3 protein-coding genes are annotated in these 10,675 nt (G+C 71.7%); 2 read left to right on the forward strand and 1 reads right to left on the reverse strand.

What is annotated here, in order from left to right; genetic code table 11:
* The first annotated feature begins 101 nt into the window (after positions 1-101).
* Together AB0J04_RS43945 and AB0J04_RS43950 are read left to right on the forward strand one after the other, a co-directional pair.
* A complete protein-coding gene (locus tag AB0J04_RS43945; RefSeq protein ID WP_363174332.1) occupies positions 102-569 on the forward strand; it encodes a hypothetical protein in 468 nt (155 codons plus the stop codon).
* Positions 566-1,267 (forward strand): ATP-binding cassette domain-containing protein, encoded by a 702-nt coding sequence (locus AB0J04_RS43950; RefSeq protein ID WP_363174333.1) that lies wholly within the window; start codon positions 566-568, stop codon positions 1,265-1,267. Before AB0J04_RS43945 ends, AB0J04_RS43950 begins: the two co-directional genes overlap by 4 nt.
* A 237-nt stretch (positions 1,268-1,504) precedes the next feature.
* Here the strand turns inward: AB0J04_RS43950 and AB0J04_RS43955 are convergent, their stop codons facing one another.
* On the reverse strand, positions 1,505-6,469 hold the full coding sequence (locus AB0J04_RS43955; RefSeq protein ID WP_363174334.1) for a hypothetical protein: 4,965 nt from the start codon (positions 6,467-6,469) through the stop codon (positions 1,505-1,507).
* Between the last annotated feature and the right edge of the window lie 4,206 nt (positions 6,470-10,675).

Raw genomic sequence — 10,675 nt, forward strand, 5'->3', positions numbered from 1 at the left:
CCAGGGGCTTCACTCATGCCTGACGCCGAGTCACCATCCCGCCGTCCGGCATCATCACACACCGCAACCGTCACGTTGCCGAGAAGACTTCACTGTTGTGGGTGGCGACCAGCTATGGCGGCAAGGCCGACCCCTTCGCTCCCGTCATCCGCAGTACCCCAGCTGGTGGCCTGCGTCTGCTGCTCCTGCGCACCGGGGCCGTACTCGCCATCAGTCTTCCGCTGCTCCTCGCCGCGGGACTGGTCGGTGTGGGCATCTCGGCGTGGGCGGCGGCCTGGCTGGTGCCCTGCCTGACCCTGACGCTCGCCGCGCTGGTCCTGGGCTCATACATCGGCTGCCTGCTCAGTGCTGTCGTGACCGGCACAGGGTGGTTCCTGCTGGTCGCCACGGTCTCGAAGCTGGAGATGTTGAAGGACGGTCAGGTCCGCTCACTCGACGTCGTCCTGCTCCATGTCTTGCAGAACCTCCTGGACGTCGGCGCGCAGCTGATCTGGGGCGTGGCCGCCAATGTGCTGGCGGCCCTGTTGCTGCTTCGCCGCCATTCCTTCAACGACATGAGGTCCAGATGATCAGTGCAGCTCGACTGACTGTACGCCACCGTCGTACCACCGCCATTGACAGCCTCGATCTGGAACTCGGGCCGGGTGTCCACGCGCTGCTCGGCCCCAACGGCGCGGGGAAGAGCTCGCTGCTGCGCGTCCTGGCGACAGCCTCAGGTGCGGTGGAGGGCGAACTGAAGCTGCTGGACCGGGACCCGAGGCGTCCTTCCGATCGGCTGGAGATCCGGCGCCGCCTCAGGTATCTACCCCAGACGTTCGGCATGTTCCGCGGTTTCACCGTCAGGGAATGCGTGAGCTACGCGGGGTGGCTAAAGGACATGCCCAGTCTCAGGACGCCTCGAGCCGTCGAGCGTGCGGTGGAGCAGGTGGGGCTGACCGAGCGCATCGACGACAAGTACCGCACGCTGTCCGGCGGTATGCAACGACGGGTCGGGATAGCCCAGGCACTGGTCAACAGCCCCTGGATGCTGCTGCTCGACGAGCCCACCACCGGTCTCGACATTCAGGAGCGTGAACGCTTCCACGCCCTCCTGCGGCAGTTGGCCGCGACCACCACGGTGATCTTGTCCACCCACCTGATGGAAGACGTCACCTCCTGCTGCGAAACCGCCGTCATCCTCCACTCGGCCCGCAAGCTCTTCCACGGAAGCCTGGACCAACTGCACGCCGCCGGCGGCTATTCCGCCATCATCCCACGCACGCCTTGAGAGCATCCGAGACAGGTATTTGGTGTGGATGCGAATGCGGATGCGAATGTGGATGCGAGTGCGCGAGCGAACTCGCCATCGCTTTCGTGGTGACCCCGTCCTACGTCGTCGGCGACGGCACCTCGATCGGGCCGCAGCAGGTGTTCGCCGTGTGGCGCAAGACGGCGGGCAGCAGGTCCGGGCCGGCCTCGTCGGCCTGACCAGGAGAGAGCGCCGGGGAGGCGGCCGCCTCCCTTCTCAGTTCTCCGGTCCGCCGTCCAGCAGGATCTGGTAGGGAAGGAACACGAGTCCGGGCATGTCGGCAGGGAGTGCGGCACGGTAGACCGCCTCGAAGACCGTGCCCAGGAATCGGACCTGGCCGGGGTGGAGCCGGTGCTGGGCGACCTCGTCGGTGCCCGGCGGGACCAAGGCGCGGCCGAGGCCCGTCAGCTGCACCAGCGGTGCCGTGGGATCGAGCAGCGGATCCAACGGGACCGACTCCCCCACGGAGAGCAGCAGCCCGACGGCCACCTTCAGCAACTCCGGATCCTTCTCCACGGCCGCGCCGTACAGCCGGCCCCGTCCGAAGGTCACCAACTGCTCCAGTGCCGACGGCTTCAACAGCTTGGCGACGGGGAGGGACCAGAGCCTGCCCCACAGGCCGTCCGTGCGCTTCTCACTGCCCAGCCAGTCGGTCAGCATCGGGGCGACGTGCACGACTCGCTGCGCCCGCTCGCCGACGTTCAGCGCCAGTTGGACGGCGAGCGAGGCCATCGCGGGATCGAGTTCCCCCAACGCTGCCGTCAGGACGGTCGCGCCGAGGAGGGGAAGGAGGTGGATCTCCTCGGTCTCCCAGCCGTCCGTCATCCGGACGTCGATCCAGCGGTGCAACGCCTCCGCCGCCTCCAGGGACGGCAAGCCGCTCCCCTTCTGGTACTCCTCCTCCTCCGAGAGGTGGCGCAGGGTGGCCCGCACCACCGCCTCGTCCGCCGCATGCACGGCGTCGGCGGCTGTGGCCGCGGCCGCGGCCGGATCGTCGCAGACCTCGGCGTAGGGCCGGGACCGCCGGTTCCTCTCCTCGGACGACACCACGGCACTCGGCAGATCCGGGACGGTGCCGCGATCGCCGCGCGGCACACACCTCACGGTCATGAGGTGCCGGTCGGATTGGTTCGTAAGGCTCTCCACCTCGCCGATCAGGCGTTCGCCCACCGGATAGTTCAGCGAGTCGCCGGCGAACGACACGACGACGCCGTTGCTCTCCATCCGCGCGAGGTACTCCCACTTCCCATGCGGCCTCATGAGGGGTTCTCCGCCGAGCACCGTGAGGTTCACGGGCCGGCCGATCCGGAGGTTGCGGAAGTGGCTGAGCACGGCAGGTGCCCCGGTGACCGATACCCGTCCGTCGTCGAGCAGCAGCGCCCACAGCGGCGCTCCGGGGGCGGCCAACGCCTCGTGCAGCCGGTCCCGGGAGAGTTCGGCCCATGCCGCGTGCGAGGCCGGAAGCCAGCGCAGCGCCCCCGTCTCCTGCTCCCGGCACAGCACTCCCGAGTGTTCCGGGCCGTTGTCCGCCCCGGCGACCGCCGCGAAGGGAAGGACGTGCCGCTCCGCCTCCCAGGCCGCGCGCAGGCCGGTGCTCAGCGCCCCGTCCGCCGACCGGCGCAGCCACAGCGGACCCGTCTGGGCGGTGAGTGCCTCCGCGACCGCGCGGCAGGCGTCGGCGGGCAGGCCGGGCACGAGTTCCTCCGGGCGGACGGCGAGCAGGGCGCCGCCCGCGTGGACCACGAGTCGGCCGTCGCGCAGGATGCCGGAGATCCTGGTCGGGCACTCCCACGACGTGCCGTCGCCTTGGGGCAGCCGTGGCTGGGCCGCCCGCGAAACCCTCAGCCGGCCGTCCGCGTCCAAACCCTCGACAGTCATCGTGAGGCACCCACCCGCGGCGGACAGCAGCGCTGCCGCGCGGTCCGGTCCGGCCGCCAGTTCCGCCCGGATCCATGCGTCGCCCGCCCAGTCTTCCTCTGCCGGAACCACGGCGAGTCCGGGAAGACCGTGGGCGAACAGCGTTCCGTCGTCGGCCGCCCCCACGAGGACGGCCTCCCCACGGTCGGGCAGGCCGCGGTCCGGCCCGGGCAGGAGGTGGTTGTCCGGTGTCAGCCGCACGACGTCGCCGACGGCGTGGCGGTCAGTCGTGTCCCGCGAGACCGGGTACTCCTGGGAGGCGTTTCCGCCGCCCAGGACGAGCACGCCCTTCTCCCGGTCGGCGGCAAGGACGGTCAGCACCGCCGGTACCGGACCGAACGTGCCGCGCAGGCCCGGCAGCCATTCGTGCAGGACGACGCAGGCGGGTTCGCTGAGGCTGCCGTGGTGGGCGGACATCCGCACGGTGTCGCCCGGCTGGAAGAGTTCCCAGCACATCGCCTCCAGCGGGTACAGCGCGCCTCCCGCCGTGGAGTGCGCCAACTCTCCGGGGATCTCCACCAGACGGCCCGGGGAGATCTCCAGCCACAGCCCGGACGCCCGGCCGTCGGCCGGACGGATCGGACCGGCCACGGTGTACGAAGGCGCCTGACCGTCCCGTGTGGTCCTCGCGGGACCGCCGCTGCGTCGGCCCTCGCCCTTCCCAGACGGTCCTTGCCGTCGGCGCTCCGTCAGGTACCCCGCCGGATAGCCGTACCGCCGGGCCTGGTCGAGGGGGTGGCGCAGGGTCGGGCCCACCGCGGGGACCACCGGTTCGACCAGGTCGTCGATGCCAAGGTCCATGGGTTCGCAGGATTTCGGCGTTCCGTCGGGCCAGTGTCCGGTCCGCCGGTCCTGGGGCGCGCGTCGGGCCATGGTGTGGCGTCGCGCGATCGACCGGGCGCTGCGGTCCGCGAACGAGGTCTGAGCGGGTTCCAGCTCCGTCACCGAGCCGTCGTCGCCCGTCCCCTCCGTGAGCACCGGAGTCAGACGCGCCAGCAGGGTGTCCTCGTCGAAGGAGAGCCACCGGGCGGCCGATTCACCGGGGCACGGGGCCGCGACGGCGATCTCTCCCTCCGGGGTCCTGCTCAGTCGGCCGATCTTGGGGTGGGGGTGTCGCATCAGCCGCGCGACCGGCTCCAGCGCGCTCTCGCCGTCGCCCGCCGGCGTGGCGGGGACTTCCACGTTGGGCAGGCCCGACAAGGTGAACAGCGGTTGCGAGAGCTGCCTGGCCGTGGGGTCCTGCTGGCTCAGCAGGGTGTTCTTCGGGTAGACCACGGTCTCCCGGCCGTCCACGGCATACGCGGAGTCGCTCGGCAGAGCGGGCCTGACCAGGAAGCGCCCGTCCGGCGCGCGCGTGATCCGGACCACGGCCCCCTCCTCCACTTCCGCCTTCTCGGCAAGGTCCTCGGGCGCCAGAGCGATGCGGACGCCCGCGCGGAGTTCCAGCCGCAGTTCGCGGCCCCGCCACGTCACCACGGCGAAGCACGACGGGTTGCGCGAGGTGAGATAGCCGCGCAGGGCACGCGCGGAGCGGGCCGGGGACATGGAGATGCGGCCCTCGAAGTCGTGCCCGTCGCCGGGCCCGCGCAGCTCCACCAGGTACGGCGTCCCTCTGAGCGCCGTCCTGCCGCCCTCGTCGAGGATCCGGCGCAGCACGTCCTCACGGTGGGCGAAGGTGCGCCGGGTCACCCGAGCGGTGAGGCGCAGGGGGTGCTTCTCGGAGCCCAGGTCCAGCGTGAGCGTCAACTGCACGTCGTTGGGATGCCGGTGGATGGTCTCACCCCACATGAAGACGAACTGCCCCCGCTTGAGGCCGTGTCCGTCCTTGGAGTCCACGACCGGACGCACGTAGTGGAAGCACACCTCGGCGCCCAGCGAGTCGTTCCACTTGCCCGTGTCGAGCCGTCGGAGGACCTTGACGACGTCGGGCCCCGTCGGGTGGTGCCTCAGTACGGCCGCGGCGGCGCGGTCGGTGAACCGCAGACGGGGGGTGCCGACCTCCGCGGGGCTCTCGCCCGCCCGGTCGCGGGCGTCGAAGGTGCCCTGGAGGGACTCGACCCGGAGGATCGTCACGGTCCTGGCATCACGGTCGAGCCGTACCGTCAGCCCGGGAACGATCCTCATCTCCGCCTGGTCGCGCAGCCTGCGTTCCCGCGACCAGACGATCGCGTCGCCGTGCACGTCGAGCCAGAGCCGATCGCGGTCCGTGCCGCCACCGCGCCGATCGCGGGGGGTCACCGTGAGACGGGTCAGACGGTCGCCGTGGAAGAACGGCAGGTCCTTCGCCCCCCGCAGGGGAGTCCCGTCCAGCCGTACGTCGGTGAGCAGGACGCGAAGGGTCAGGCCGTAGCCCCCTTCGAAGAGCAGCCACTGGGCCGGCGGTGCCCCCGGCCGTTTCCGCTCACGCTTCTCGAGGCCCACGAAGTACAGGCTCGCCTCGGTCTCCCGTCCCTCGACGACCTGCTGATGGTTCATGAAGGCGCGCAGGGCCATCGGCGGTACGTCACGGTACGACGCCACGTACCGGGTCCCGCCCGGGCCCGCCGCGGGATCGGGGCGCACCACGACACGGGCCCGCCTGTCGTCGTACTTGACCCCGTCCACGTGGGGCGTCTCACCGGGGAGGAGCGGCACGGGCGGCAGACCGACCCTGCGGCCGCCCAGGTGGACCGGGGCGAGGCCGGCGTTCCCGCCGCTCAGCTGGGCGCTCCAGCCCGGCGCGCCCAGCACTACGCTCCACGCCTGGCTCAGGTCCCCGCCGGTCTCCGTGGCCTGGACGGGGCCCAGGAAGAAGATCCGGCGGACGTCCCACAGGCCCCGGGCCCCGACCTGGCGGGCCGTCAACCTCACTTTCGCGACCTGAGCGGCCTCCTGCCCGGGGTAGAGGCGGTCGGTGAAACCCCACAACGAGCGGTTCTGGGACAGCAGGACCTCCGTGCGGTGCCGCGTCGCGCTGTCGCCGGGGACGGTGAAGGGGTCGCCCAGGGACACGTGTCCGGAGCGGACCTCGCCGGGGAACCACCTGCGTGTCGAGCGCGTCAGCTTCCCGGGACGGGTCTGCCCGTACACGGCCTCGCCCCGCGTGCCCCGTTTCGTCAGCGGCCCGACCGGTGCGACGCCGACGGGGTGGTCGTCCAGCTCCCACAGACAGCGGACGTAGATGCGGCGGCCGCGAGGGGTGAAGCTCCAGCCCCGCGCGGACCACACCGCGACCAGTTGGTCACCGCTGTGCCGGGTAGGCAGGGTGAACGCGTCCCAGGGCACGTGGACATCGAGGACCCGATCCCCCACCCGCAGCGAGATCCGCGGTGGCCGGCCCTCGTCGCGGGGCGGCGCGGTGAGCAACAGTCCGTCGAGGCGTCGCAGTGAGTGCAGCCGTTCGCCGAGCTCGCGGCGGTCCGGCTCCGGCAGTCGGGCCAGCAGGACGTCGTCGGCCAGCCGACGGTGTCCTGCGCCGGACTGAGCATCACGGACTCGGCCTCGACGGAGACCTCCGTGTTCCCGAGTGCCGTCCAGGCCAGGAGAACACCGCGCCGCACGGTGCCGACACCGCCGCGCAGGCGGACGACGTCGCCCTCGCGCATGCCGTGGAGCCGGTCGAACTCCTCCGGCGGGGTGTCCTCGTCGCCGCCGTACGGGTCCTTGGCGACCTGCACCCGGGCCGTCCTGAGCTCCTTCTCCTCCCAGGCGTCGAGCGCGTGCTCGGCCGAGTCCCCGGCCATGGACAGCACGTCCTCGACGATCACCGGCGGGAAGCCCGGGATGTCGTGGTCGACCTGCCAGCGCCCGTCGCGACGGGTGACCTGGACGGTGTCGCCCGCGCACAGGTCCTGCCACTCCAGGTTGCGCCGGTCCATGCCGTCCGCGGCCGCCTCGGGGTGCTCGTCGGCCGGCACCTCCGCCGGAGGGCCGGTCAGGGCGAGGCGGGGCCTGCCGAACGCATCCTCGGTCACCTCGACCCAGCAACGCAGTCCGGCCGGGTACTGCGTTCCGGAGGTCACAGCGTGCAGCCGGCGGGCGGCACCGGGCTCCCAGACCCGCTCGGGCAGCAGGAAGGTCCGGCCCGGTGTCAGACAGAACCGCCAGGCGTCCTCGGTGGAGTCGGTCGGATCCATCAGGGTGAGCACGGCCACCGATCCGCGCGCGTACGGCAGGCCGGCGGCCAGGAACTCGGTGAAGCCGCCGTCCACGGAGTGCCAGCCGTCGTCGGAGTACCGCGCGACTGTCTCCAGGGCTGGTTCCGGGGACCGGTCTCGGCTGCCTGCCGGCCGGGAGCGATGCCACCGGGACAGATCGGGGTCCCATTCCGACAACAGGCCGGTGCCTGCCGGTGACGCGTCCATGTCGTGCGGGAGGACGTTCACGACGGCGCCCTCGGACGTCAGCTCGACCCGTACCCGCCGTACGTCTCCCGGCCGCAGCAGCGGGGGAAGTCTCCGGGACCGGCCCTCGACCTCCACGAACAGGGGCTCGCGGCCGGGTTCCGGATCCAGGGCCAGCCGACGGTGGCCCAGCCTGACGGCGACGGGATCGCCCAGCCCCGCGCCGTCATGCGGCTCCGCGGTCAGCGGCTGCCCGAGGCCGCAGTTGATCAGCACCCGGTCCCGGGCCTCGGTGAAACCGCACACGACGCCGACGACTTCGGGCCGCTCGCCCCGGGCGGCCTGTTGCAGGACGAGGTCACGCTGCTTCGGCCGGCGGAACAGGTCGAAGCCGGTGGACGTGTCCAGGTCGACAGGCAGGTGGTGGTAGACGGCCCGGTCGTCGCTCCGGTGGGCGAGGACGGACACGACCGTGCGGGGGTCGGGGAGTTCGGCCTTGTCGGGCGCGTGCTGCGCGGACCTGCCGAGCGGCACGGCCGTCGCACGCAACGAAGAGGTGAGCACGGATCGTTGCCAGGAGTCCGCGATGAACGCGCGGTTCTCGGCCGCCTCCTGTCCGACGCCCTGGGTGAGGTTTCGCACCAACCTGTCGAGTTCCTCCCGGAGGGCCCCGGCGTTCTCCTCGTACATGGCGTGCGCCCAGACGTCGAAATCGCTGTGGTCGCCGGCCGCGGCGGCGAGCCTTCCGTCGTAGGAGAGGCTGAGCAGGCGGCCGCGCATCCGGGCCGCGACCTGCTCGCCGAGCCCGCCACCGCCGGTCAGCCGGCCGAAGAGCAGCCGCAGATCCGTCGGGGTGCGCAGTCCGAACTCGGTGAAGACGTCGAGGAGTTTGTCGAGCACGCGGGATTCGAGTTCGCCGTCGTGGTGCACCACGTCGATGAGCCACAGCATGTGCCAACGGGTGACCCTCGCCAGTTCCTTGACCGAGCTGATGCGGTCCATCCGGGCGATCCAGGCGTCGACCGCCTTCGCCAGCTCCTCCTCCTGTTCGGGGTCACGGGGCTGGGCGAGGGCGTGCAGCAGCCGGACGGTGCGGGCACACAACTTCATGGTGGACTGCGCCTTGGGCGGTCCCGACTCCACCCAGCGCTTCAGATGCTTTACGCCCTGGGGCTGGTCGAGTCGGGCAGGAGCGAGGAGCAGAACCTCCTGGAAGGTGACGGGAGGGTAGGTCATGTTCCGACCCTCCGTCAGCCGGCCGTCCGACACGTCCTGGTGCAGCAGGATGCGCAGCAGGAGCAGTGCGTTGCCGAGCTCCTTGCGGTGCTCCCGGGGGCGGAGCCGGTGTGCCGCCAGTCGGAGCAGCCGCTCGACCAGGGGCGGATCGCCCTCGAACCAGCGGCTCTGCGGAGTGCTGTCCTGCGCGCCGGCCGCGCCGGACAGCACGTCCAGGACGGCCCGTACCAGCACCTGCAGGGCTCCACCGCTCTCGTGGAGCAGCCGGGCCTGCCGGTAGAAGCGCCGAGGTGTGTCCTTCAGGTCGTCGGGCGAGTCCCCGGCGATGGCACGCTCCGCGAACACCCGCGGATGCAGTTCGGCGTAGACGCCTCGCATCGCGTACACGCCGGTGCGCTGTGCCGACTGGGCGAGCGGCACCAGAGCCGCGGGCACGGGAGAGTCCTCGACGGCCTTCTCCTGGTAGGTCACCGAGTAGAGGTGGCGGCCCACGATCCCGTTTGAGAGGAGTTCGGACCCGTGCATCACGAGGTCACACAGCGGCTCGGCGGTGGTCCCCGCGTGGCGCAGCAGCCGGACCGCCGTCCGCAGGGACGACAGCAGCCGCAGCAACACGACCGGGTCGTTGACGGCCGGGAAGAGGGACGGGGCGGGGTCCCGGTCCCAGGCTCTCGAAGCCCGGTCGACCCAAGGGGAGAAGGCCCAGTTGGACAGACCGCCGCGAACGGGCTGCGCGGCGTACGCGGTCTGGACGAGACGGGCGGGGGCGCCGTCGTTCTTGAGGGGCGCCGCGGACGGTCCGGTCCGCAGCTGCCAGAGGTCCGTCATCTGGCCCGACCACGCGGCGCGTTCCTTGTCGGCCACGGGACCGCTGAAACGCACGGGGTAGCGTGGCCGGCCGCTGGGCGGTCCCCAGCGGTCCACCAGGACCGACGCGGCTTGCCGGGGATGCAGGAATGCGGCCAGGTCCCAGAGGCTCTGCTGCCACAGCACGGTCGACAGGGTGCGCAGGGAGACCTTGTCGGCGGTCATGCCGAGCCGGTCGAGGACGCGCTGCACAGGGATGCCGCCCGTGTCACCCCGCAGTCTCTGGAGCCGACGCAGTCCGTTGAGGGTGACCGCGTCCAGGTCGAGGTCCGCGACGAACCGCTCGGGTGCGCGGTGCCCGGCGGGATGCAGCAGTCGGGCCGCGGCCCCCATCAGGTCGGGTTCGAGATGGACCCAGCCGACCTCCGGGCGGGCGAGGGACTTGAGGAGTTGGTTGCGTTCCGCCTCACCGGTGGCGGTCGCCCCCTGGGTGCGCAGGGCCAGCAGGCAGGGCAGTCTGCCGTAGGCGGGCTTGGTCGCGAGGTTCGTCAGTTCGGCCAGCGGGGAGCCGTCCCTGTGCAGTTCGGCCGCGACGGTCTCGAGTGTCTCGGGGCGTTCGGCGAGGTGCGCGGTGACCGCCAGGAGCAGGGATTCCAAGGGATGGGCGGTGAGGTCCCGGAAGGGGTGGTCGGTGGTCTTGGCGGTCGTGTGCCGGGCCCAGTCGGCGAGGGTGGCGCGCAGCGCGGCGGCCGTGCGGGCCGGGGAGTCCTCCATGCAGACGTGGAGGAGCGTTTCGAGGGAGTTGACCGCCCGGTGGTGACCGAGGGTGTCCCGCACGGTCCGCTGGAGATGGCCGAGCACGAGGTCGGCCGTCGGGCCGCCCGTCCGGGCGAGGTGCAGCAGCCTCGGCGCGACGTGCAGGGCGGCCCAGGGTTCACAGCGGTTCAGTGCGTCCAGCGCGTTCGGCAGGAGGTCGCCGGGACCGTCCGGGGCGTCGAGCAGGTCGAGCACCGCTAGTGCCGCGGCAGGCAACGTTTGCCCGTCAAGGAGCGGCGTCCGGTGCGTGCTCTCGGTGTGCCGGCCGGAAGTCCTCGTACTGGACGTA

It is taken from the genome of Streptomyces sp. NPDC050263 (assembly GCF_040655955.1).
Taxonomy (GTDB): domain Bacteria; phylum Actinomycetota; class Actinomycetes; order Streptomycetales; family Streptomycetaceae; genus Streptomyces.